This window comes from bacterium (genome assembly GCA_023150945.1).
Classification (GTDB): domain Bacteria; phylum Zhuqueibacterota; class Zhuqueibacteria; order Zhuqueibacterales; family Zhuqueibacteraceae; genus Coneutiohabitans.
This window is the reverse complement of record JAKLJX010000010.1, coordinates 81436-104835: the sequence shown is the minus strand read 5'-3', so window position 1 is coordinate 104835 and position 23400 is coordinate 81436. Positions and strand designations below refer to the sequence as shown.

Below are 23400 nucleotides of genomic sequence, written 5' to 3'. Positions count from 1 at the left end.
CGGCGATGATCAAAGACAGCAGGCGGGCGAATTTTTCGTCGTTAAGATTCGACAAGGCTTGACGATAAAACAAAAGGCCTAAATAGTCAAGCGAAAAATCTGCGGGAGTTTTCGGTTGACATTGGTACGCCATTTGTTATATTCAAAAGCGTTTACAAGCGCAACGAGGCCAGCCCATGACGACGACTGAGCTTACCAAAACTCTCTCCCAACGGATGCAAGTGTCACAGCGCGAGGCCCGCGAACTGTTGCGCCTGTTGTGCGACACCATCACCCGGAGCTTGACGCACAAAGAGACGGTGATTGTGCGTGGCTTCGGCAGTTTTGGCATCCGCCGCCGCGCTGCGCGCAAATCCTACAATCCTGCCGCCCGACGCCACATGCTGCTGCCTCCAAAGGATGTCCTCTTCTTCCGCCCTGCCGAGCGCCTGAAACAGTTGATGGCAAAGCGGAGCAAACGGTCATGAGTGCGAAAGTCCGCTATTTGAAGCTTGCCGCCCGGGGACCGTATCAGCGCAAACGATTTCGCCTGAAGCCTGACCACACTTCGCCGGAATTCTTGCGTGAATTCGTGCGCGAAGCTACTGCGCTCATCGAAGAAGGTTTGGCGCGGGACGGCTTGGTGCGCATTCATGAATTTGGCACGTTCGAATTGCAGTGGAGCAAAGAGCGCCGGGGCCGCAATCCCAACACCGGTGAAGCGATCATCATCCCGGGACAAAACCGGGTGGTCTTCCGACCGGCCCAAAAGCTCGAGCTTCTGGCAAATCAAGAGCTTGCCCATCTCAAACCGACTCTTCTCCCCGCCCAACCCACAGCGTCGGAACCGCAGAAACCCACAACCACTGCGCGGCCCTTGACCCCGCAGATCGAGCAACTGCTGGTTGATCTCGTTCCGCCATCACCGCCTCAGCCTTCGCGCCTGCGCTTTGATCTTGCCGAGTCCGAAGACATTGATGCCGAACCGGCTGCCGGCGCGATTCTGGTCGGCAGCCTGGTGGACGAGCCGGCAACCGAGCAAAGCCAAAGTCGAGAGTCTGACTTTGCCGCTGAAGCGGGCCATGCGACGACCGAGCGGGATGACGTGACAGCGCCTGTCTCGGCAAATCAGGCCCCGTCTTCTGATTGGGAAGAGCAGGTCGGCACGCCCGTCACGCGGCCAGGAGAGCGTGAGCGTCTCGTTCAGAGCGAACCGGCGCCCGGCCCGCGCCACCGTACTCTGCCGGCAGCGCAAGTGGAGCCAGGACGCATGAAATGGGACTTCTCCGAGGCCAGACCGAACCATACGCGTGGGCGGTCCCGCGAGTATGCCACCGCGAGCAGTGCGGCTCGTGAGGCAGCTCCGGCGCGCAAACGGCCGCGGCAGTTTCTCTGGCTGCTGGGGACGCTGACGGCTTTGCTGCTGCTCCTTTTGGCTGTCTTCGTCTCGCCTCTCGGTGAGAAAGAAAAGGCTGTGCACTCGACCACCACCGAACCAGCGGCAAATGGCAAATCACCGGCAATGACCGTCGTGCCCGAACCTGCCAAGCCCGCGCCGTTTTTCCCGGGCGGCAGCCATCGCGTGGTTGCCGGCGACAATTTGTGGAATATTTCTGGCTACTACTACCTCGACCCATTCTTGTGGCCCAACATCTATCGTGTGAATACTGAGACCGTCACCAATCCCGATATCCTCGAACCAGCGCAGCTTCTGGCTCTGCCCGAGCTTTATGGCCACCCGCGCAAATTGACACCGGAGGATCGCCGCAATCTGGCTGCCGGCTATTTCCAGGTTTTCAACTACTACCGCAAGTCTGCGGACAAGCATCTGGCGCCATTTGCCTTGTGGGCGGCGGTGAAGTTTGATCCCACCTTGCTGGAAACGCATCGCGACCAGATTACCGCGGATGAGCTGGCGTTCTTGGATGCGCATGAACCCGGGCGGATGGCCGTGCGTTGATCCATTCGGCACATCACCGGCAGGCACCAGCCCCTGCAACGGTCGTCCCTTCCCGGTTGCCGGTGCGGGCCGCTCGCCGCCGCTTCCTTATTACTCACCCGAGGCCGCCTTCCACTCAAATAGTTTTTCTTTGCTTTATCCGCAAAATTTCTTATTTAGTGCGCGTCCCGATAAAATGGGAATCCGCTGTCTGTCTTCCGGCGTAAGATAGTCATCCGGCCAAAAAACATTTACCCATAGAGGCTCTTAATGAAACGACTCTTGAGTGTGTTGACTGCCGCAGTTCTTCTGCCCAGCCTGGCCTGGCCCCAGAGTTTCGGTCAAAACAAAGTGCAATATGCCACCAAGGATTGGAAATACATACAGAGCGAGCACCTCGACATCTACTTCTATGAGGGCGGCGAGCAGATTGCCAACTTCACCAGTGCCGTGGCGGAGTCGGCGCTGGTCTCGCTGCAGCGGACTTTTCAGTTCGAACTGATCGCGCGCATTCCCTTCCTGGTTTACAATTCCCACAACGATTTTCAAGAAACCAACGTCACGCCCGGCATTCAGCCGGAGTCAGTCGGCGGCTTCACGGAATTCTTCAAAGGCCGCATCGTGCTGCCTTACGAGGGCTCCAATGAGCTGTTCCGGCACGTGGTTCACCACGAGCTGCTGCATGCGGTCCTGTTGCAGTATTTCTATGGCGCGGGCGCCGGCGCTGTGATTCGCGGCATCACGCGCTTCCAACTGCCGCTCTGGCTCAATGAGGGGCTGGGCGAGTATGAATCCCAACATTGGGATACCAACGCCGACAACATGATTCGCGATGCGGTGATCAACGACTATCTCCCGCCCCTCAGCCAGCTCGAGTACATGGCCTATCAAGGCGGGCAAAGCTTCTACTACTGGATCGAACGCCGCTACGGCCGCGCCAAGGTGACGGAACTGCTGCAGGAACTGCGCACCACGCGCAACGTGAACGTCGCGTTCCAAAACGCCCTCGGCGAAAACCTCGAAGTGGTCTCCGAGCAGTGGCAGAAGACACTAAAGCAATGGTACTGGCCGGAGATCGAGCGGCGGCAGACTCCTACCGATCTGGCCAGCGCGTTGACCGATCACCGCAAGACTTCCAACTACATCAACAACAGCCCCTCGCTCTCGCCCGATGGCTCGCGCCTGGCTTACTTGACCGACCGCTCCGGGCTGTTCGACATTCATTTGCTCAACGCCATCACCGGGCAGGACATGGGCAAGCTGGTGAGCGGCCAGAAGCAATCCGGCGTGGAAGAATTGAAATGGTTGCGGCCCGGCATCAGTTGGGCGCCCGACAACAACCGTTTGGTTTTCGCCGCCAAAAGCGGCTGGCAGGATGTGCTGCACGTGGTTGACGTGCAACGCCGAAGAATCGTACGCACCTACAAGCCGGGCTTCGAGGGCATTTGGAATCCCTCCTGGTCGCCGGACGGCAAACACATTGCCTTCACCGGCATGACGAAAACGCGCTGCGATCTCTATCTCGTGGACGTGGAAACCGAGCAGCTCACGCAGATCACTGACGACGAGTTTTCTGATTTTGAGCCGACCTGGTCACCCGACGGCCGCTGGCTGGCCTTCTCCTCCGACCGTGGTGAACCCGGTGAAAACGGCGATGTCCCCATCTGGCAGCACGACTATCGCAACAGCGACATCTACTTGATCCGGCCCGACGGCACCAGCCTGCAGCGGATCACCTCCGGCCCGAGCACGGAAACCGCGCCGGAGTTCTATCACAGCGCCGATACATTGCTGTATCTGTCCGACCGCAACGGCATCTCCAACGTCTATTTTCACGTGCTCTCCACCGGCGAAGAATTGCCGTTGACCAACATGCTGGTCGGCATCCAACAAATCTCGATCGCCAACAGCGGGCAGCGTCTCGCCTTCACTTCGTTCTATCGCGGCGGTTATGACATTTACCTGTGGCGCAATCCCCTGGAAGCCGTCGGCAAGCATGCCGCGCTCACGCTGACCGATGCAATGAAGTATCGTGCCACGCCTCCGGACAGTCTGGATGCGCCGCAGCTTGCCAGCCTGAGCAATGAGCAAACCCAGGGCCGGCCGTATCAGAGCTTTGCCTTTGATCGCGACTTCACCCGCGGCATCATCACCAACGGCACGGTCACGCGCGGAGAAATCGAAACACCCAAGGATAATTTGCAGTCCGACGGCAGTTTCATCGTCCGCGACTACAAGCCGCGCTTCAGCATCGACTATGTCGGCGGCGTCACCGGCTATGACCCCTTCTTCGGGCTGCAAGGCCTGGGGCAGATGTACCTTTCCGACTTGACCGGCAATCATCAAATCGGCATCGGCGCTTATCTCAACCGCTCCATCGCCAACAGCGATTTTGCCCTGAGCTACATGTATCAAGGCTGGCGGCCCAATGTCTATTTCGCCTTCGGCCAGCAGGTGAGCTTCTACCTCTCGGACCTGCAGGGTGATTTCGACCTGTTCGGCAGCATCGAACGCTTCCGCTTCATCAGCCTGCTCAGCGGCGTGAGCTACCCCTTCTCACGCTTCGACCGCATTGATTTTTCCGCGGCGTATCTGTACACGATTCAGGACAACTTGACTTACATCGATATTCCCTCGCTGAAAAGCTCGGCCGCGATTTTCTCACTGGAGTACACGCGCGACAACACGCGCTGGGGCTATTACGGCCCGGATGACAACCGGCGCAGCTCGCTGATGGTCTCGGTCAGCCCGGGCATCGGCAGCATTCCGCGCGAGTTTGCCACGATGCAAGCCGATTTTCGCCGCTACAAAGCGCTGTCGCGGGAATGGAGCCTGGCGTGGCGGCTCTCGGGCGGCGCCAGCTTCGGCAAGCAACCGCAGCACTTCATTCTCGGCGGCATTCCGAACTGGCTCAACCGTGAATTCGCCCGCGGGTTGAGCACGGATGATATCAATGATCTCACTTTCAGCCAGTTCGTCTATCCGGTGCGGGGCACCAACTACTATGAACAGATCGGCACGCGTTACGCCCTCCTCAACGCGGAAATCCGGTTTCCCTTCATCCGGTTCCTGCTGTTGCAGGCACCGATTCCGCTGTTCTTCCAGCAGGTGCGCGGTGCGATCTTTTTTGACGCCGGCAGCGCGTGGGATGAGAGCAGCGGCTTCCGCCTGTTCAAACGCAACCGCTTCGACGAGCGCGTGCTGGATGACGTCCTCGCCGGCTTCGGCTACGGCATCCGCTTTTACAGCCCAATCGGCTTGCTGCGCATCGACGCCGCCTGGAACACCGATCTGCAGCAATACACCAAACCGCGCTATCTGTTCTCGCTCGGCACCGACTTCTAAGAAGGACACGACTCCATGAAATACACTTGGCTCAGCCTTTCGCTTATCATTCTGCTGGGATGCGCCGGCGGCCAGTCGCATCGTTTGGGCGGCCGCCAACAGTCGATCGGGGTGCTGAAATTCGGCGTGCAGACCGCCAACATAATCGACCCGTCGCGGCAAAACCGCTTGTGGACGATTTTGGATGTGCCGCATCGCAGCCTGCAGTTCGAGCGCAAAACGCCCAACTTCGTCGCGCAGTTCGAGCTGACCCTGGCGCTGCGTGACGATCGCGGCCATGCGGTCCAGCTCATCGATGATTCCCGCTCCGTCACCGTTGACAGCTATGACAGCACGCAGCCGGACTCGCTGTATCAGCGCATGGCCTACTTTCTCGACGCGCCGCCGGGCGAATACAAGCTGGAAGTCATGGTGACCGACCGTGTCTCCAAAGGCCGCGGCTTCATGGTGGTGCCCGTGGTGATTCGCAATCTATTCTCCGAAGACTTGACGTTGAGCGACGTAGTTCTGCTCGACAGCCCGCCCCGCGAATTCCCCCGGCAAGAGCAGGTGATTCCCTCTTTTCGGCAACGATTCAACAAGGTGATCTATGCCTTTGCGCAAGCGCGGCACGTGCGCGCCGGCGGCCGGCTGCAGGCTACGTTGCGCATCGGCCACGAGGAAACCGGCAACAGCAACCGCGCCGACATCGATACCACCGCCAGCCAGGAAACCGTCAACATCATCTTTCCCATTCCCCCGACCCAACTCGGCTTGGGACCATTGGAGATCAGCATGACGGTGACCTCCGACAGCCGCACGGCGGTCTCCAAACGCAGCCTGTTGGTGCGCTGGGCCAACCGCCCCGCGGTTGCAGCAAACAACAAGGCATTCGATGACTACATTGAGCCGCTGCGCTTGATCATGACCGGTGATCAATGGAAGAAGGTCAAGAACGCTGCGCCGGAAGAACAGCGCCGCCTGCTGGAACAATTCTGGCATGAACGCAACCCGAATCCGGAGGCCAGCGCCAATTTGTTGGAAGAGGAGTTTTATTGGCGTGTCGGAGAGGTCAACTCGCGTTATCCGTGGGGAAAAAGCCAGGGCTGGACGACCGATCGCGGGCGGGTTTACGTCATCTACGGCCAGCCGGATGAAATTGCCCGGCAGTATGATCGCTACGGCCGCACGATTGAAATCTGGCGCTACGAAGATCCCGCGCGCGAGTTCGTGTTCTACGATGAGCAGGGTGACGGCCGATTCCATCTGGTTCGGCAAACCAACGCCAATCTGGTCAGCTCGGCTTTGTGAGGCAGGGCACTTGAAGCGGGCCAATCACCGGCGCGGATTCATGAGCTGTCCGGCAGGCAGTTGCGCAACAGCTCCTTGAGGTTACCGCCCGTCACTTGGCGAATTTCTCCTGCATTGAATCCTTCCTGCAGCAGCGCGGCGGTCAGTTGCGCCATGCCGCTGGCATCGCAGAGCATGGTCACGGCGCCCGTCGAAGTCAGAACCCAGGCCAACGTGATCAACGCCCGCGAGGTCTGCGGCGTAACGCACGGCCGCTGCGATGGCTGCCGATCCTGGCCGCAGCAGGCCGTCTCCCAAAATCCGACACCAATAAGGCCGCTGGTTGCTGCAATGCGGCGCAGATGATCGTCGCTGAGATTGCGCACCTTCCAATTGAACCAGGTGGCAACCGGCCAGCGCTGGGCCAGCGCCAGCAAGGTGAGGTCATCGCTGACGAGGCCCGTCCCAACCCCCACTTTGACCGCTTGCTTGAACTTCAACCTCCCTCCTTGCAAGAGTAGCGCCTAACCGACCAGCAGGGTGAGATCAAAATTCTTCACCGAATGCGTCAACGCACCTACGGAAATGTACTGCACGCCGGTGGCTGCGATCTTCTCGACATTCTGCAGCGTCACGCCGCCGGAGGCTTCCAATTCGCCGCGGCCGGCAGCCAGCTTGACTCCCTGCGCCATCCGCTCGAACGAAAAGTTGTCCAGCATGATGCGATCGACTGGAAACGCCAGCGCTGCTTCCAGTTCACCAAGATCGGTCACCTCGATTTCGATCTTGGCCGGAGACCCCGCCTGCGCGCGCCAGCGCAGTACGCGTTGCAGCGCACTGGCAATACCGCCCACCTGTTTGAGATGATTTTCCTTGAGAAGAATCATGGCATCAAGCCCCATGCGATGATTCTCGCCGCCGCCGAGGCGCACCGCATAGCGGTCCAACTCGCGCAGCAGCGGCGCGGTTTTGCGCGTGTCGAGAATCTTGACGGGGTATTCTCGCACGGCGGCCACGAATTGGGCGGTCAATGTGGCAATTCCCGAACAGCGGCCGAGCAGATTCAAGGCCGTGCGTTCGCCGCTCAGAATCGCCGCGGCCTGCCCGTTCAGCCGCATCAAGGTCGCACCCGGGCTGACCCGATCACCATCGCAACAAAGCGTACTCACCGCCATGCTGTGATCCAGCCTGCGGAACACGCGCTCTGCCAGCGGCAGGCCGGCAATGACGCCGGTGTCTTTGCTGAGAATTTTGGCACGCGCGGTTGCGCCTGGTGGCAACACCGCCGCACACGTCAAGTCGCCACGGCCGAGATCTTCTGCCAGCGCCTGCGCCAGAATTTCGTCCACGCGTGACAGGTTGACTTTATCCCAGGACATTGCCGTTCAGGTTAATGGTGAAAGCCGGCTGCGAATCAGATGATCGGCGTGCTGCCAATCGACTTCCGCAACCGTCGTGCTGGCGCGGCACAATTCCAGCAGGATCTTATCTTGAATCTTTCCGCGCGCCAAGGCCACGGCATAGGGCACGCGGCGAAAAGTGACCATCGAGTATTTCGGGACGAATGTGTCCGGATACTTTTTCTCCAGCGCTTGCTCGACCTTCTTGCGCAGCAGAAATCTTTCATCTGCGACCAGGTCGCGCATCTCGATGAAATTCTCCAGCGCCAGCTCGGCGATGGCGTCGGTGTTGGCTTTGCGCAAGCGCTGATGCTCGGCGAACACGCGTGCCCAGTCAGCGCCGTATTGCGCCAGGCATTGATTCAAGTAGGTGCAATCCTCGAAGGCGCAATTGACGCCCTGACCGAAGAACGGCACGATGGCATGCGCCGCATCTCCCAAGAGGGTCATCTTGCCTTCGACATACCAGGGGTCGCATTTGATCGTGACCATGCTGCCGGTGGGATTGGCGAAATACTCGTGGAGGAGATTCGGCATCAACGCGGCCGCATCCGGAAATTGCGCGGCGAAGAAATCCTTCACAAGGTCCGGCGTGCTCAGGCTTGCGAAGCTCGGCTCGCCCCGGAAGGGAAAGAAAAAAATGCAGGTGCAGCTGCCGTCGAGGTTGGGCAGCGCAATCAGCATGTAGGTGCGCCGCGGCCAGATATGCAGGGCGTTCTTCTCCAGGCGGTAGGCGCCGCCGGGCCCGGCAGGAATAGTCAGTTCCTTGTAGCCATATTCGAGGTGTTGCTGCGAATAGTTGAATCGGCCCCAGCGCAGCATATCCAGCCGAATCGCGGAGGCTGAGCCGTCGGTGGCGATCACCGGCTGCGCCGGCAGCAGGGATTCGCTACCGGAGGGTACGTGGCGCAGCTTCAGTTCGCTCTTTTTGAAATCCATGCCCAGGCAGCGCTGCGCGAAGTGAAACGTGACGTTGCCGAACTTCTCGGCTTCATTGACCAGGGTGAGATTGAGATTGGCGCGTGAGACCGAGTAGATGACTTCCGTCTCATCCTTGCCGTAGGGTTGGAACGTCAGCTCACCGCTGACCGCGTGCATCATGCGGCCGCGCATGGGCACGGCAATCTTCATGATGCTGTCGGAGATGCCGACTTCCGCCAGCGCATGAAAGCCGCGCACCGATAGCGCGAGGTTGATCGAACGGCCCGCGCGCAAAGCGACCTGACGAAAATCCGGCCGGCGTTCATAAACCTCGACGGCAAAGCCGCGCCGGGCGAGATAGATGGCCAGCAGCGGCCCGGCCAGGCCGGCGCCAATCAAGGTGACTGTGGGGGATGCAGGGGTTGTTCGCATGCCGGCATTCCTGTGGTGGATTTTTCAAAGCAGGCTGCCGCGTACGGCGCCGGCAAAGCGATACACATCGAGGAAGGTGTTGAACAGCGGCGCGGGCGCCACGCGAATGACATCCGGCTCACGCCAATCACAGATGAAATGGCGCGCCAGCAGGGCTTGAAACAACGCGCGGCCGTTGTTGCGCACGCGCAGGGAAAGCTGCGCCCCGCGCTGTGCCTTGTCTGCCGGCGTGATGATGGTGAGCATGTCTCCGCCAAACTGATTGAGCAGGAATTCCAAATAACCGGTGAGCAGTTCACTCTTGGCGCGCAAGCGCGGCATGCCGACTTCATCGAAGAGGTCGAGTGCAGCTTTCAACGGCGCCATGGACAGGATAGGCGGATTGCTGAGCTGCCAGCCTTCGGCACCGAAAATCGGTTGAAACGCCGGCTCCATCAAAAAACGCCGGCTCTGATCATGCCCCCACCAGCCCGCGAAGCGCGGCAAATCGCGCGCGTCGCCGTGGTGTTCGTGCACAAAGCAACCGGCCACTGCGCCCGGGCCGGCATTCAGGTATTTGTAGGAACACCACACCGCGAAATCAACCTGCCACTCATGCAGCCGCAGCAGAAGGTTGCCCACCGCATGCGCGAGATCGAAGCCGATCACGCAGCCCCGCGCCTGCGCCGCCTGCGTCAACCGCTGCAGGTCGAAGGCCTGCCCCGTGTAATAATTCACCACGCCGAGCAACACCAGCGCAACGCTCTCGCCGTGTTCGCGCAGATACGCCTCCATGTCCTCCGTGCGCAGCGTGGCTTCGCCCGGCCGCGGGTGCAGCTCCACCAACGACGTTGCCGGATCATACCCGTGAACGGCAATTTGTGATCTGACGGCATATTGGTCGGATGGAAACGCGTTGGCTTCCATCACCACTTTGTGGCGCTGCGGCGTCGGCCGGTAGAAGGACACCATCATCAAATGCAGATTGACGGTGAGCGTGTTCATCGCGACCACCTCCACGGGTTTGGCGCCTACCAGGCCCGCGAGCTGGCGCGTGAACCGCTCGTGATATGTCGTCCAGGGATTCTTTGCTTTGACATGACCATCGACCGCCAGACGCTCCCAGTCGCTCAGCTCCTGCTCCACGTGGGCCCTGGCCGTCTTCGGCATCGGGCCGAGTGAATTGCCGCAGAGATAAACACAATCTTCGCCGCTTCTGGTTTTGGGTAGATGAAAACGATTGCGAAATTCCGCCAGCGGATCTTCGGCATCCATCGCCAGGGCAAAATGGCGGTTGGTTTGATAATCAATCATTCGTCAGCATCAAGAGGTTGGAGGTGATCTGCTTCTGCAAATGGCGCAACGCAGTCTGCCAAACAGCGAACGAACCAATTGCGCGACATCCCTCAGCGCATCGGCGCGTCAGCAGTCAATTATTCATTTTGCCGTGACCGCAAAAATCAGCGGACGGCTGGGCGCAGCTTCCGCCACGAATCTGGGAATCTGCAGATTGAGCAAATAGAAACCATCGGGCACGGCCGTGTCGACGTAGATCATTTCGGTGATCGTCTTCACGGAATGGCGAGTGGGGTCGACCTCGTGGCTCTCCGGCGGAACTTCCCAAAAGAGGCGATGGCTGGTCAGCCGGCCTTCATCGAAAGTGCGGTCAACGGAGGGCAAATCCACCAGCAAATGCTGCACGCCCAGCCGCGTCACCAACTGCATGGCTTCGATGGAAAAGTAAGCCGGCAATTGTTGCGCGTAGCGCCGGGTGGTTTTCGCCGGCGCATTGGGCAGCGTGCGCAGAATCAAGCCGCGCAGGAATGCGCCGGCATTGCGCGGCAAGGCAGAAGATAACTGGTCGTGGGTGATAAGCAAGTCTTCTTTTTGAACGGGCGGGAGATAGGTATCGCGGCACGCGGCAGCGGGCTGGGGCGTAACGGTGATCAACGTCGCGGGAATGAACGCCTCGCGCAGCACGCCTTCCAGCGAGATGAGTTCATTGGCGAGATGGCCCACGCATTCGGTGTGCGTGCCGTTGCAGTGCGGCGTCAAGGTCACCGTGGCGACATTGCTGCTGCCGCCCTGCTGTGTGTCGCCGATGAAACCGCCGCTGACGAACGGCTGTGCGGTGGCGGCCGGCGCCTCGAAAAAGCAGGGCTGCGCGCCATTGAAATGCAGCGGAATGGCCAGATCGATGGGCGCGGTGAGGTTGACTGCGTAAGCCTGTTCGGCGAGGTGAAATTCGAGTTTCACGGCAGGAAATCGTTTGCGTTCAATCCCAGCCACTCCAGCGCGGTGCCGCTGAACAGCCTCATCCTGGTTGCGCGGTCGAGTTCCGGCATCGCCTCGATCAGCGCGCCGGGCCGGGCTTCGCCGAGCGGAAAGGGATAATCCGAGCCCAGCGCAATGCGGTGGGCGCCAACCAATGTGAGGAGGTATTGCAGGATCTCCGCGTCGTGCACCAGAGAATCCAAGTAGAATCGCCCGAGATAAGCGCGGGGCGGCTCGTCGTTGTCGACGGCGCACAAGTCGGGCCGTACTTTGAAGCCGTGCTCGATGCGGCCAATGGTGGCGGGAAACGCGCCGCCGCCGTGCGCAAACGCAACGCGCAGCCGGGGCAGGCGCCGGAACACGCCTCCAAAAATCATTGAGCAAATCGCGAGTGAAACTTCCGCGGGCATGCCCACCAGCCACGGCAGCCAATACTTCGGCATCCTCTCCTTGCCCATCATATCCCAGGGATGAACGAAGACCGCGAGGCCCAGCTCTTCCGCTGCTTGAAAAACGGGAAAGAGATGCTCGTCATTGAGATTCCAGTCATTCACGTGTGTGCCGATTTCGATCCCGGCCAGTCCGAGTTCGTTCTTGCAGCGCCTCATTTCCTTGATGGCCAGCTCGGGCGCTTGCAGCGGCACCGTTCCCAAACCGATAAAGCGCCGGGGAAATTGCGCCACGACGCCGGCGAGGTGATCATTGAGCAGGCGGCTGAGATCCAGCGCGTCTTGCGGCTTCGCCCAATAGCTGAACATCACCGGCACGGTTGACAGCACCTGCACCGCCACGCCGCTGGCGTCACAATCGCGCAAGCGCTCGTGCGGATCCCAGGTGTTGGCGCTCACCTCGCGAAACAGCCGGCCGTCGATCATCAGCCGGCCGCAGCCGGGCTGATGATGGTGCAGTTGCACAAAGCCACCGTAGCCGTATTTCTCCTTCAGATCCGGCCAGGATTCCGGCAGGATATGCGTGTGAATGTCGATTTTCAAGAAAGGTTGCACTGACATGGACAGGGTGCGAGCATCGCAACACGTGACGGCCGGCGCAGCAATCCGGCCTCACTGCGGCGGCGTTTCGCGGTGCGGGCCGGGGTCATGTTTGTTGAGAAAGCGGTCACACCACTCGAACATCTCCGCCAGCGTATGCAGCACCGATTCGCGGGCAACATAGCCGTGGCCTTCGTACGGCAGCAACACCAGCCGCGCGGTGCCGCCATTGCCTTTCATGGCTTGAAACAGCCGCTCCGATTGCATGGTATGCGTGCCGGGGTTGTTGTCCGCCTCGCCATGAATGAGCAGCAGCGGCTCATTGATCTTGTTGGCGTAGGTGAATGGCGAAACCTTCAGGTAAACCTCCGGCGCCTCCCAAAACGAGCGCCGCTCACTTTGAAAACCGAAGGGCGTGAGCGTGCGGTTGTAGGCGCCGCTGCGCGCAATGCCGGCGGCAAAATCATCGGAATGCGCCAGCAGATTGGCCGCCATGAAAGCGCCATAGCTGTGGCTGGCCACGCACACGCGCGAGCGGTCGACCACGCCCATGGAATCGAGCTTGTCGATGGCGGCGCGGCCCGCGGCGACGATCTGTTCCACGAACGTGTCGTTCATGGTTTCAGGATCACCCACCACCGGCATGGTGGCGTCCAGCAGAACGGCGTAGCCCTGGGTCAGAAAGAACAGCGGTGAAGCGCCGCGCAGAAAGGTGAATGAATGCGGCGAGCCGCGCACCTGGCCGGCGGTGCCGGGGTCGGAGTACTCCAGCGGATAGGCCCAGATCAGCAGCGGCAGTCGCGTGCCGGCTTGATAGCCGGGCGGCAAATAGAGCGTGCCGGAGAGCGGCACGCCATCGGGCCGGTTGTATTTCACCAGCTCTTTCCGCAAGCCAGTAAGCTGCGGCGCCGGATCCTTGAAATCGGTGAGCGTGGTTCGCGTCTTCTTTTTCAAATCGACGATGAAATAGTTGGGCGGCTCTTTTTGTGATTCATAGCGCGTGAGAATGAGGTTGCGGTTGCCGCCGATGAAGGAAAGGAACGGCTCGAAGGAATTGCCGCGCGCTTGAAACAGCGTTTGTTTGGCCAGCGTTTTCACGTTCAAGCGATCGAGGCGGGGCCGGGCGCCCTCTGGTGAGGCACCGCGCGCATTCAGGTAGAGCCAATCGCCGTCCTGCAGCACAACCGATTCACCGGTTTTCCGCGTTTCGTAAACCGGCCGGCCGGGATCGCCGTAGTCATCATTGACGCTGAGATCGAAGATGACTTTGCGGCTCGCTGCCGGCTTCGCCAGATTGACAAATACCGTCGTGCGCCAGCGCCGATCGCGATCATATTCGGTCAGCAGCACTGCATCGCGCTTCGCCATCCAGTCAACTCCGGCGAAACGATGCTGAATCAGCATGACTTCCGTCGCCGCTGCGGTGAAAGGCGCAGCCAAGGCCATGAGTTTGTCGCGCTGCGGAACCTTTTTGCGCGGATCGCCGCCGTCGAGCGCTTCGACCCACAGCAGCTTGGCGGGATGCAGCGGCTGCCATTCCACTTCGCGCGGCCCGACCGGCACGCCCTGCGTGGGGATGTCATCCGCGATCGGCAAATCCGCGACCGTCGCGACCAGATTGCCGGTGCGATCCCACACTTCGGTCGAGCGGGTGAAATAGAAATAAGGCACACGATAGGAAAACGGCCGTTTGAGTTTGGTCACCAGGAGGAATTTTTCATCCGGCGAAAACTCCGCGCGCATGATCATGGCCGGCGCGCCCATGGCGGTGATTTCACCGGTAACGGCATGCACCAGCGCCAACTGCGTGGTGGCGAAATGCTCGAACAGCAGCTCGTCATGTGCATTGCGCAGCAGATCCTGGAAGGTCATGACCTTCGCGAATTTGCCGGCGGTTTCATCAATGACGGGTCCGGCGGGAACCAACGGCGCTTGCGGGAGCGCGCCGCGCTCTGGCGGCACGAGCAGGACGAGCAGATGCTCGTTGTCACTCGTCCAGCGAAACGGCGCGGTCAAAACATCACAGACCCGCACGGCCGGCAGCGCCCTGGCCTTGCCGGTTGCGGCCTCGGCAATCCACAGCTCCACGCCGTCAGTGAGATCATGCGTGAAAGCGAGGCGGGTGCCGTCGTACGACCATTGCGGCATGCCGATGCGGCCGTCCGCGGGCGCGTCGATCACTACCGTCCTGCCACGTTGCAGCCAATTCACGGAAAGCCGGGTGTATTGCGACAGCCGCTGGCGGTTGCCGAGGTTGGGATTGAGACGCACACCTGCCAGCTTCAAGATTGGCTGCGCCAGCAACTCGAGCGCAGGATGCGGCCGGAAATCCACCAGCAACAGCGCCTCCTGGCGCGGACTCATCACCACGGTGGGCGTCGGCGGCGCATCGAGAATGTCAACCACTTCGCGCGGCGGTGTTTTGTAGGTTATCTGTCCAAAACCGAGCGAAGCGAGCACCAAAACTGCCACAACAACAATCGCGTTCTTCATCTCAAATGCCTGTAGGTTGACGAATGGCCGCGGCCGCTCCAGACTGCTGTGCCCGCGCGCCGGGCCGCCTGTTTGCCGTTGGTTCGCCGCTCACCAGGATTTGCCGTGCACTTGCGCATAGGGATCTTCGGCATATTCATTGTTTGCGCTGCGGCGGGTAATGCTGTCTTCCCAATTGGGCGGCAGCTCCATGAGGTGGCCGCATTTCTTGCAGGTGCGGCGCTCGAGCGAAGAGTAGAAATTGCGCATGACCATGGGAAATTGCTTGACGATGTCCTCCAGGAAGAAATACTCGGCATACAGCAGATTGCCGCACTTCTCGCAGAAATACAAGAAGCCGTCCTGCTCGCCTTGCACCCGGTGCTTCTCGATGATCAGGCCGTAGGTGCCGGCAAAGCGCTGCGGCGAATGCGGCACCTTCGGCGGAATGAGCAGCATTTCACCTTCCCGCAGCGTCACCTCCCAATGCCGGCCCTCTTGATAGAGTTTGATTTTGATGTCACCCTTGAGCTGCAGAAAGAGTTCTTCGCTTTCATTATAATGGTAATCCTTGCGCGCATTCGGCCCGCCCGAAACCATGACGATGAAGTTGTCATTGCCTTTGAAGATGGTTTCGTTGGCGACCGGCGGCAGTAAGCGATCCTTGTTCTTCTCGATCCAACCCATCAAGCTAAACGGCTCGAGCGGCTTCTGCGCTGCGCGAATGTCCATGGCACCCTCCCGGTGATTGGGGTTCACGACTGCTGCTCTGGTTTGCGACGGCACCTTCCTCCCTGCCGGGCGGCGCCCGCTTCACTCAATCGTGGCAATCACTTTCAATTCAATGGCAATCGGCGTGGGCAGGCGATTGACTTCGACCGTGGTGCGGCAAGGCTGGTGCTCAGTGAAATACTCGGCATAGATGCGGTTGAAAGTCGCGAAGTCTTTCTTCATATCGGTCAGGAACACCGTGACGTCGACGATCCGATTCCAGCTCGTGCCCGCCTCTGCGAGAACGGCTTTGATGTTGCGGAAGACGGCGTGGCATTGCAGCGCGAAATCGTAGGAGACGACTTCACCGCGTTCATCCAGCTCGACGCCGGGAATCTCCGAGCTGCCGGCCTGGCGCGGCCCGATGCCGGAGAGAAACAGCAACTGGCCGGCACGGCGGGCGTGGGGATACGGACCAACCGGCGCGGGCGCGCGCGACGAAATAATGGCGTCAGTCATGGTTCGGAAAATTCCCTGACTAGGGCGATTCACGCAATTTCACGCAGATGTTTTTGGGTTCAGTGAAAAAGCGCAGCGCCTCCCAGCCGCCTTCGCGGCCCACCCCCGAATTTTTCATGCCGCCAAAGGGCGTGCGCAAATCGCGCAGCATCCAGCAATTGATCCACACAATTCCCGCTTGCAGGCCGTGCGCCAGACGATGCGCGCGCGTCAAATTCTCGGTCCAAACGACCGCGGCCAAGCCGTAGGGCACATTGTTGGCGAGCTGCCGCGCTTCCTCCTCCGATTCGAACGGCGCCAAGCTCACCACCGGTCCGAAGATTTCCTCCTGATTCGTGCGGCACGCCGGCGGCAGGTCTGCGATGACCGTCGGCGCCATGAACCAACCGTGCGCGCATCGCCCTGCCACTTTCACGGAATGGCCGCCGCACAACACGCGGCCGCCCTCTCGCCGCGCGAGATCAACGTAGGAGAGAATTTTCTCCAGGTGCTGGCGCGAAATCACGGCGCCGAGGTGTGATTCCGCCAGCAGTGGATCGCCCACCCGCAATGCGCCGGCAGCCGCGACAAAATCTTTCTGGAACTGGTCGTAGAGCGCAGCCTCCACCAGCAACCGCGCCCCGCACAAACAAATCTCGCCCTGATTGGAAAAAGACGAATGCAGTGTGGTGCGCAACATGGCGGGATAATCGCAATCAGCGAAGATCAGCACGGGATTCTTGCCGCCCAGCTCCAGCGAGAGTTTCTTGAACCGGGGCGCCGCCACCGCCGCGATCGCGGCGCCGGTTTTGGTGCCGCCGGTAAAGGAAATCGCGGGAATTTGCGGTGCAGCGACAAGCGCGGCGCCGGCGCGCTCGCCCGTGCCGTGAATGATGTTCAACACGCCCGGCGGCAATTCCGCCGCGCGGCAAATCTCGGCCAACCGATAGGCCGTCATGGGCGCAAGCTCCGAAGGCTTGCCCACGACACAATTGCCCGCGGCCAGCGCAGGCGCGATTTTCCACGTGAACAGGTAAAGCGGCAAATTCCACGGCGAGATGCAGCCGGCAAGGCCCACCGGTTGGCGCAAGGTGTAGTTGATCGCTTGCACGCCGGTGGCGTGACTCTCACTGGCAAATTGCGTGGCCGCCGCTGCAAAGAAACGAAAGTTGCTCACCGCGCGCGGAATGTCGACAGCTCGTGCCAATGCAACGGGCTTGCCGGTATCGATGGACTCCGCCAGCGCCAGTTCCTCGACGCGCTGTTCGATCAGATCAGCGAGGCGGAACAAGCAGCGGCTGCGCTCTTCCGCCGCCAGGCTCGACCATTGCGGAAAGACGGTTTGCGCAGCGACAATCGCCGCCGCAACCTCCTGCTCTCCGGAATCCGGCAGGTGGGAATAGACTTCACCGGTTGCCGGAGCGAAGTTGTCGAGCCGGCGGCCGCTCACGGCTGGCAGCAATTCCCCGTTGATGTAGTTTTTGATTTCTTCCATGCCACGCAGTGTTTGCGGAAAAATCTTGTGAAGCATCTGGCGCGCCGCCCAAGCCCTGACTGAACGCGGGCAGAACGATCGCGGCGATGGAGCTGCTCGTCACGGCAACTGCGAGTGGGCGGAGTAATAGAATCCCAAATTCCTGCGGATTTCTTCGGGCAACTCCGGCAGTTCAGAGCGGGGAATCAGAAACGTGGACAAGTCGAACAAATCAGGGAAGAGCTTGTGCTTGTCCACCGTCGCCTTCAAGTAGTGATAGCCCGCGGAACCGCCGGTGCCGATCTTGGTGCCAATCATGCGATGCACCATCAGCGCATGCTGGTAGCGCCAGGTGGTGAACAGCTCATCGATTTCCACCAGCGCGGTGAGCAGGCGAAAGGGTAAATGCAAGATCGGCTCATCGCGGTAGAGTTGAATCAGCAGCACCGCCTGGGTCGCCTGGTAGGAAAACTGGCGTTTGCCTTTGGCCATGAGCTGGCGGTGCATGGTCTCATCGAACAGCGCGTTGAAACTTTCAACGTTGGCCGTCAAACTTTCAAGCTGTTTCGCTTTCTCCGCGGCAGAGAGGTGGGGATTGTTTTGGATGTTTTCGCGATCGTGCTGCAACATGCGCTCGACGGCCTGGCGATAAGCGGCCCAGAAGTTGAATCCGTTGAAGTCGAGGAAGGGCGTCCGTTCCAGCCAGCGCTCGACGAGCAGCACCAGGGCAGGCTCGGCTTCAGCGGCGAGAATGAGCTCGCGATGCTCGGGCGAGACATGCGAGGTGTAGGCCTCTTTGTCGAACTGCATGCGGCGCTGCGGCGGCAAGCCGAGCTTGTTTTCAATGAGACGAAACTGCACGCTTTGAAAACCCGAGGCCGGCGCCAATTTACCGCGAAACTCCAGGAAATCCAGCGGCGTCATGGTTTCGAGCACGCGGAACTGATCATTGATGAGTTTCTGGATTTCGGTGATGCGCAACAGCCGCGAGGTGACCACGCCGATCTGCCGTTCATCGACGTACTCGTTTCTGAACTGGGTGAGCACGGCATCCAGCTCGTGCAGGATTTGCTTGAACCACAGCTCAAAGACTTGATGCACGATGATGAACAGCATCTCATCATGCGCCGGCGCGCCGGACTCGACGCTTTTGGGTGACTGGCTGGTGAGCAACCGGTCGAGTTGCAAGTAATCGGAATAGTAGACGGGCTTGGGATTCTCAGCCATGTCCCTCAAATGGCAGGAAGTTGGTTGTGGATGCCGTTCGAATGGGCAGAAGATAAAGAAATCGTTTCCAAAGTCAAGCTTCGATTTGAAAGTGAGCGGGCGATTCGCTATATTGCCGCGTCAAATTACTTGCTCAAGGAGACAACGTGTCCGTTATGACCTCGCTCAGGCGTTGGTGGCGGCAGCGCTACGGCGGCCTCCACTTTCGGCTCATGGATGTGCTGGCAATTGGCTATCTCGCCCTCCTGGCTGTGTTGCTCCCCTTCTTCCATCATCATGTTCCCAACTGGCCGCAAGATGTTGCCATTCATCTCGTGCTGGCGGCGCTCTTTCTGGAGATCATTCGCGCCGGTGAAAAACATCCGCGCCGGCCCGCGCTCTGGTTTTTGCGCACGTTCTACCCCCTGGTGGTGATGTTCTATGGCTACTTCGAGATGAATCACATGAATCGCATGTTCACGGGAAACTATTGGGCCATGGATCCGCTGGTGCAGCTCGACAAGCTGCTGTTCGGCGTACACCCCACGATTTGGGCGCAACAGTTCTACCGTCCCTGGCTGGACGAGCTGATGAATGTGTTTTATGTCTCGTACTACCTGTTTCTGCCGCTGGCCACGCTGCCGCTTTTCCTGCGCGGTAAATGGGCGGAAACGATGGCGGCCTTTGCGATCGTGACCTTGACCTATTGCGCCAACTTTGTGCTGTTCTATGCCTTCCCTTCTCTTTGCCCGCGCATGATCGATTCCCTCAATGCCCTGCGCACCACGGAGTACACCGGCTACTTCTTCGGACCGATCACGCAACATTTGCAGTCGCAAGGCGCGATTGCCGGCGGCTGTTTTCCTTCCACGCATGTCTCCGGCGCGATGGCCTGGGCGCTCACCACCTGGCGCTTCAACCGCCGCGTGAGTTACGTCCTGCTGCCGCTGGCGCTCGGCGTTGCCGCGGCCACGGTTTATCTGGGCTATCATCATGCGCTTGATCCGCTGGTGGGCATTCTGCTGGCGTTTGCCGCCTATGCCGCGGGTTTGGCCATTCTCAAGCGCCGCGGCGAGGATCCCCTGTCTCGGCAGCACACGAATTCTGCCAAGCGCCTTGCGCCGATAGCCGAAGGTTAGTGCTGCGCGGGCTGCGCAGCCCCGGCCATCAGAATCCGCTCCACGACCTGCTGGCGATACTGAAAAATTCTGGCAAGCTGCCGCTTCACCAGCGGCAGCGCCACTTCGCCGAAGGGCGCCAACGGCAGGCGGTACTGCACCTCGTCTGCGATGATGGTCTCCCCGGCCTGCTCGCGGAAGCGATGCGTGTGAATCCACACCGCGTACGGGCCGCGCAGTTGCTCATCGATAAAAACGTGCGGCGGATGCCATTCCGAGATCAGCGATTGCCAGCGCATGGGAATGCCGAACAGCCGGATGCGATAATCAATGATCGTGCCTGCTTGCATGACAATGGGCTGGGGCGTGAGAATGTGGAAGTGCATCTCCGGCGGGGTGATGCGACCGAGATTGGCGGCCTCCGCGAAAAAGGGAAACACGCTGGCAACGGGCAACGGCAGGCGCATCGCCGTTTTCAAAACATGCAGATGACGGTCAACGTTCACATGCACCTCGGGCAGAGACTCGTTCGATGAATGCCATTTCGGCCTGTGTTTATGCGGGTTTCATGCCACTTCCGAAAATCCCGCACTCTCGTGATTCCGGTTGGGTGGCTGCAATCGGTGGGTTCGACAGCACAGGACTCCCGGGCTGTTCTTCCCGGTTCTAAAAGCCGTAGTTGACTTCCCCGCTCAGGCGTTGCCGCACGTCCAGCCGCGCATGCACTTCCGGACCGAGCTTCTGCCAGTATGCAGCACGATCGGGCAAATCATAGATCCATTCCTTCAGATAATCCGCCAGCCGCGCTTCCTCCTTCGAGATTTGCTCCCACGCCAAATAGAAATCATTGTCGCGATCGTAATAGCCCTGGGCAAAACTGGGGTGCGCGCCGTACGGCTCGACCACCACCGCCGACACAATCATGCCGGGGATCGCGGTGCGGTTGGGATCGCGGCGAATGATGCTTTCATCGACCAGCTCCTCCACCACCACGATCACGCGGCGCGAGGCAAAAGCCGCTTCTTTTTGGACACCATACAAACCCCAGATTTGCGCGTTGCCCTCGGCATCGGCGCGCTGCGCATGCACGATGGCGACATCGGGATTGAGCGCAGGCACGACATAAAGCTCCTCGCCGGTGTAAGGACACGTCACGGTGCGGATCAGGGGATTGACCTTGGGCAAATCCGTTCCCTTGTAACTGCGCAGCGGCAGGAAAGGAAGATGAGAGGCACCGGCGGCCAATCGCTGCGCCATGCCGAAGTGCGAATACTCTTCCAGCGCGAGGGGTTGGGGTCTGCCCTTTTCCACGGCGCGGCGCAAGGCATGCAACGGCCCGACGCCGGGATTACCCGCCCAGGAGAAGATCATTTTCTTGACGCAGCCGGCCGCGATCATTTGATCGTAGATCAAATCCGGCGTCAATCGGCAAACCGTCAAATCGGTGAGTCCCTGCCGGATGATCTCGTGGCCGGCGGCAAAACAAATCAAATGGGTGAAGCCTTCGATGGTGATGGTATCGCCGGGGCGGACGTTCTGCCGAATGGCCTCGGCCATGGTCATGACTTTGGAAGTGGATGTGGTCATAGCGAATGCGCTTTCCAAGCGTGAAGAGAAAATCGACCGCCAGCCGCGCGTTGCCGATTGCCGCCGCCTTGCCGATGACCGGCAGGCAACCAGCAACCACGCGGCCGATTGTGAGGCATGAAAATTCCCGCAGGCGGCAGCCGCGAGCTACTGCATGATCGTCCGGCTTTGCTCGCGCATGAATTGCTGCACGTAATAAGGCCCGCACCCGCCTTTGCCGCTGCTGCCCGAGCCTTTCCAGCCGCAGAACGAATTCACCCCAGGCCAGGCGCCGGTGGTCGCACCGCTGCGGCGATTGGCATAAGTGACGCCCGCTTCGATGTGATCGAAAAAGTAATCCAACTCGCGCTTGCGTTTGGTGTAAATGCCGGCCGTCAGACCGTACTCGACGTTGTTGCCGAGCCGAACCGCTTCTTCCAGAGAATCAGCCACGTCCACGATGAGGATCGGCAGGAAGAGTTCCTCTTTCACCAGACGATGCGAGGCCGGCAGGCCGGTGACAATCGTGGGTGCAACAAAATAGCCGTTGGCAAAATCGCCCTCGCGCAGGATATTGCCGCCGGTCAAGACGGTGCCGTCGCGCCGCGCTTCCTCCACCACCGCCTGGAATTTGTCATAAGCTTTGCGGTTGATGACCGGCCCCATGAAGACGTCCTTTTCGACGGGGTCGCCGATGCGCAGGGCTGCCGTCTTGCGCAGCAACAGATCGATGAATTTGTCCTTCACCTGGCGATGAACATAAACCCGCGAGCAAGCGCTGCATTTCTGGCCCTGCAATCCGAAGGCGGAACGCATGACGCCTTCGGCAGCGGTCTCCAGATCCGCGCTCGGCATGACGAGGGCGGGATTCTTCCCACCCATTTCGAGAATCACGGGCTTGATGAAGTCCTGGCTGAATTCCCGGAAGATTTTCATCCCCACGCCTTTGGAGCCGGTGAAGACGATGCCGTCCAGTTGCGGGTGATGGATCAGGACATCGCCCATGCGGCGGTCGCCGGCGAGAAAATTCACCACGCCGGGCGGCATGCCGGCCTGCACGTAAACTTCCTGCAGCCGGCTGGTGGTCCACGGCGTATCCACCGAGGGCTTGAACACCAGCGTGTTGCCGGCGAGAATGGCGCCGGCGCTCATGCCCGAGGGCAGGGCCAGCGGAAAGTTGAAGGGCGCGATCATGGCCCACACGCCATAAGGCCGCAGCACCGAGCGCGTGTCTTCCTTACGCGACAGCCGGGCGAGCGGCACCGTGAAGCCTTTGGCATCGAGCAATTGCTTGGCATAATAATCCATCAGGTCGGCTGATTCTTCAACGTCGCCCATGGATTCGAGACGATTCTTGCCCACCTCCAGCGACATGATGGCGGCCAGCTCGAAGCGATTCTTGCGCACCAGGCCGGCAGCCTTTTGCAGGATCTTCGCGCGCTTGCGGTAATCGGTGGCCGCCCATTTGGGGAAAGCTTCTCGAGCCGCGGTCACGGCCGCATCGATTTCATCATTGGTCGCAGCTTTGAAATAGGCCAAGGCCATGCGCGTGTCCACCGGACTGAAGCTGGCATACGTTTCGCCGGCGCCCGGCACATGCTGGTTGTTGATCACATGTGGATGCGTCTGGCCGATTTTCTGGCGCACCTGTGCGAGCGCGCGATCAAAATCGCGATGAAACTTGTCCATGTCCGCGCCCAGGGTGGCGTAGGTGATTTTGAACTGCTTCTTCGCTGCCATGCCCACTCTCCTCTCTCAAATGAATTTCATGGGATTTGTTTGCGCGCCGGCGCCGGCAAGGCGCTGCAACCTGCGGCGGACGCATTGT

Annotated in this window: 18 protein-coding genes and 1 pseudogene; 5 read left to right on the top strand and 14 right to left on the bottom strand. The window is 60.1% G+C overall.

The genetic code is table 11. From position 1 onward, the window contains the following. Positions 1–176 precede the first annotated feature (176 nt). The 4 genes from L6R21_14440 (at position 177) to L6R21_14425 (ending at position 6553) form a co-directional block, all read left to right on the top strand. Positions 177–467 (top strand): HU family DNA-binding protein, encoded by a 291-nt coding sequence (locus L6R21_14440; GenBank protein ID MCK6560390.1) that lies wholly within the window; start codon positions 177–179, stop codon positions 465–467. Next, on the top strand, positions 464–1939 hold the full coding sequence (locus L6R21_14435) for an HU family DNA-binding protein (protein ID MCK6560389.1): 1476 nt from the start codon (positions 464–466) through the stop codon (positions 1937–1939). Before L6R21_14440 ends, L6R21_14435 begins: the two co-directional genes overlap by 4 nt. Positions 1940–2188: 249 nt before the next feature. Next, positions 2189–5263 carry a BamA/TamA family outer membrane protein gene (locus L6R21_14430; protein MCK6560388.1) on the top strand — a complete coding sequence of 1025 codons (3075 nt, stop codon included), beginning with the start codon at positions 2189–2191 and terminating at the stop codon, positions 5261–5263. A 15-nt stretch (positions 5264–5278) separates the two neighbouring features. Beyond that, positions 5279–6553 carry a GWxTD domain-containing protein gene (locus L6R21_14425; GenBank protein MCK6560387.1) on the top strand — a complete coding sequence of 425 codons (1275 nt, stop codon included), beginning with the start codon at positions 5279–5281 and terminating at the stop codon, positions 6551–6553. A gap of 38 nt (positions 6554–6591) precedes the next feature. Here the strand turns inward: L6R21_14425 and L6R21_14420 are convergent, their stop codons facing one another. The 11 genes and pseudogenes from L6R21_14420 to L6R21_14370 form a co-directional block, all read right to left on the bottom strand. Further along, positions 6592–7032, bottom strand: coding sequence for a membrane dipeptidase (locus L6R21_14420; GenBank protein MCK6560386.1), 441 nt, complete (start codon positions 7030–7032; stop codon positions 6592–6594). 24 nt (positions 7033–7056) lie between these two features. Beyond that, entirely contained in the window at positions 7057–7911 is an 855-nt protein-coding gene (gene nadC / locus L6R21_14415) for a carboxylating nicotinate-nucleotide diphosphorylase (GenBank protein ID MCK6560385.1), read from the bottom strand. Positions 7912–7917: 6 nt separating this feature from the next. Further along, positions 7918–9285 (bottom strand): FAD-dependent monooxygenase, encoded by a 1368-nt coding sequence (locus L6R21_14410; GenBank protein ID MCK6560384.1) that lies wholly within the window; start codon positions 9283–9285, stop codon positions 7918–7920. Positions 9286–9309: 24 nt separating this feature from the next. Continuing rightward, positions 9310–10578 carry a kynureninase gene (gene kynU, locus L6R21_14405; GenBank protein ID MCK6560383.1) on the bottom strand — a complete coding sequence of 423 codons (1269 nt, stop codon included), beginning with the start codon at positions 10576–10578 and terminating at the stop codon, positions 9310–9312. 123 nt (positions 10579–10701) lie between these two features. After that, positions 10702–11520, bottom strand: a complete 819-nt coding sequence (locus L6R21_14400; protein MCK6560382.1) for a cyclase family protein — start codon at positions 11518–11520, stop codon at positions 10702–10704. Then, on the bottom strand, positions 11517–12548 hold the full coding sequence (locus tag L6R21_14395; GenBank protein MCK6560381.1) for an amidohydrolase: 1032 nt from the start codon (positions 12546–12548) through the stop codon (positions 11517–11519). The genes L6R21_14400 and L6R21_14395 overlap by 4 nt, the downstream gene beginning before the upstream one ends. A 51-nt stretch (positions 12549–12599) precedes the next feature. Further along, positions 12600–15020, bottom strand: a complete 2421-nt coding sequence (locus L6R21_14390; protein MCK6560380.1) for a prolyl oligopeptidase family serine peptidase — start codon at positions 15018–15020, stop codon at positions 12600–12602. A gap of 186 nt (positions 15021–15206) precedes the next feature. Continuing rightward, a pseudogene (locus L6R21_14385) lies at positions 15207–15731 on the bottom strand (3-hydroxyanthranilate 3,4-dioxygenase). Between the two features lie 81 nt (positions 15732–15812). Then, positions 15813–16229, bottom strand: coding sequence for a Rid family detoxifying hydrolase (locus tag L6R21_14380; protein MCK6560379.1), 417 nt, complete (start codon positions 16227–16229; stop codon positions 15813–15815). A 19-nt stretch (positions 16230–16248) separates the two neighbouring features. Then, positions 16249–17703, bottom strand: a complete 1455-nt coding sequence (locus L6R21_14375) for an aldehyde dehydrogenase (protein ID MCK6560378.1) — start codon at positions 17701–17703, stop codon at positions 16249–16251. Positions 17704–17802: 99 nt separating this feature from the next. Beyond that, positions 17803–18909: a tryptophan 2,3-dioxygenase gene (locus tag L6R21_14370; protein MCK6560377.1), complete on the bottom strand. Its 1107-nt coding sequence runs from the start codon at positions 18907–18909 to the stop codon at positions 17803–17805. A 155-nt stretch (positions 18910–19064) separates the two neighbouring features. Between L6R21_14370 and L6R21_14365 the strand changes: the two genes are divergently transcribed. Beyond that, on the top strand, positions 19065–20027 hold the full coding sequence (locus L6R21_14365) for a phosphatase PAP2 family protein (protein MCK6560376.1): 963 nt from the start codon (positions 19065–19067) through the stop codon (positions 20025–20027). On the opposite strand, the gene L6R21_14360 is transcribed toward L6R21_14365, so the two are convergent. The 3 genes from L6R21_14360 to L6R21_14350 form a co-directional block, all read right to left on the bottom strand. Continuing rightward, entirely contained in the window at positions 20024–20512 is a 489-nt protein-coding gene (locus L6R21_14360; GenBank protein MCK6560375.1) for an SRPBCC family protein, read from the bottom strand. The genes L6R21_14365 and L6R21_14360 overlap by 4 nt on opposite strands. A 160-nt stretch (positions 20513–20672) precedes the next feature. Beyond that, entirely contained in the window at positions 20673–21593 is a 921-nt protein-coding gene (locus L6R21_14355; protein MCK6560374.1) for a CoA transferase subunit A, read from the bottom strand. A 147-nt stretch (positions 21594–21740) separates the two neighbouring features. Further along, a complete protein-coding gene (locus L6R21_14350; protein ID MCK6560373.1) occupies positions 21741–23312 on the bottom strand; it encodes an aldehyde dehydrogenase family protein in 1572 nt (523 codons plus the stop codon). Between the last annotated feature and the right edge of the window lie 88 nt (positions 23313–23400).

Excerpts from the sequence above, each read along its gene's own strand:
- L6R21_14440 (MCK6560390.1), top strand. The coding sequence starts at position 177 with ATGACGACGACTGAGCTTACCAAAACTCTCTCCCAACGGATGCAAGTG.
- L6R21_14435 (MCK6560389.1), top strand. The coding sequence starts at position 464 with ATGAGTGCGAAAGTCCGCTATTTGAAGCTTGCCGCCCGGGGACCGTAT.
- L6R21_14430 (MCK6560388.1), top strand. The coding sequence starts at position 2,189 with ATGAAACGACTCTTGAGTGTGTTGACTGCCGCAGTTCTTCTGCCCAGC.
- L6R21_14425 (MCK6560387.1), top strand. The coding sequence starts at position 5,279 with ATGAAATACACTTGGCTCAGCCTTTCGCTTATCATTCTGCTGGGATGC.
- nadC (MCK6560385.1), bottom strand. The coding sequence starts at position 7,911 with ATGTCCTGGGATAAAGTCAACCTGTCACGCGTGGACGAAATTCTGGCG.
- L6R21_14410 (MCK6560384.1), bottom strand. The coding sequence starts at position 9,285 with ATGCGAACAACCCCTGCATCCCCCACAGTCACCTTGATTGGCGCCGGC.
- kynU (MCK6560383.1), bottom strand. The coding sequence starts at position 10,578 with ATGATTGATTATCAAACCAACCGCCATTTTGCCCTGGCGATGGATGCC.
- L6R21_14395 (MCK6560381.1), bottom strand. The coding sequence starts at position 12,548 with ATGTCAGTGCAACCTTTCTTGAAAATCGACATTCACACGCATATCCTG.
- L6R21_14390 (MCK6560380.1), bottom strand. The coding sequence starts at position 15,020 with ATGAAGAACGCGATTGTTGTTGTGGCAGTTTTGGTGCTCGCTTCGCTC.
- L6R21_14380 (MCK6560379.1), bottom strand. The coding sequence starts at position 16,229 with ATGACTGACGCCATTATTTCGTCGCGCGCGCCCGCGCCGGTTGGTCCG.
- L6R21_14375 (MCK6560378.1), bottom strand. The coding sequence starts at position 17,703 with ATGGAAGAAATCAAAAACTACATCAACGGGGAATTGCTGCCAGCCGTG.
- L6R21_14370 (MCK6560377.1), bottom strand. The coding sequence starts at position 18,909 with ATGGCTGAGAATCCCAAGCCCGTCTACTATTCCGATTACTTGCAACTC.
- L6R21_14365 (MCK6560376.1), top strand. The coding sequence starts at position 19,065 with ATGACCTCGCTCAGGCGTTGGTGGCGGCAGCGCTACGGCGGCCTCCAC.
- L6R21_14355 (MCK6560374.1), bottom strand. The coding sequence starts at position 21,593 with ATGACCACATCCACTTCCAAAGTCATGACCATGGCCGAGGCCATTCGG.
- L6R21_14350 (MCK6560373.1), bottom strand. The coding sequence starts at position 23,312 with ATGGCAGCGAAGAAGCAGTTCAAAATCACCTACGCCACCCTGGGCGCG.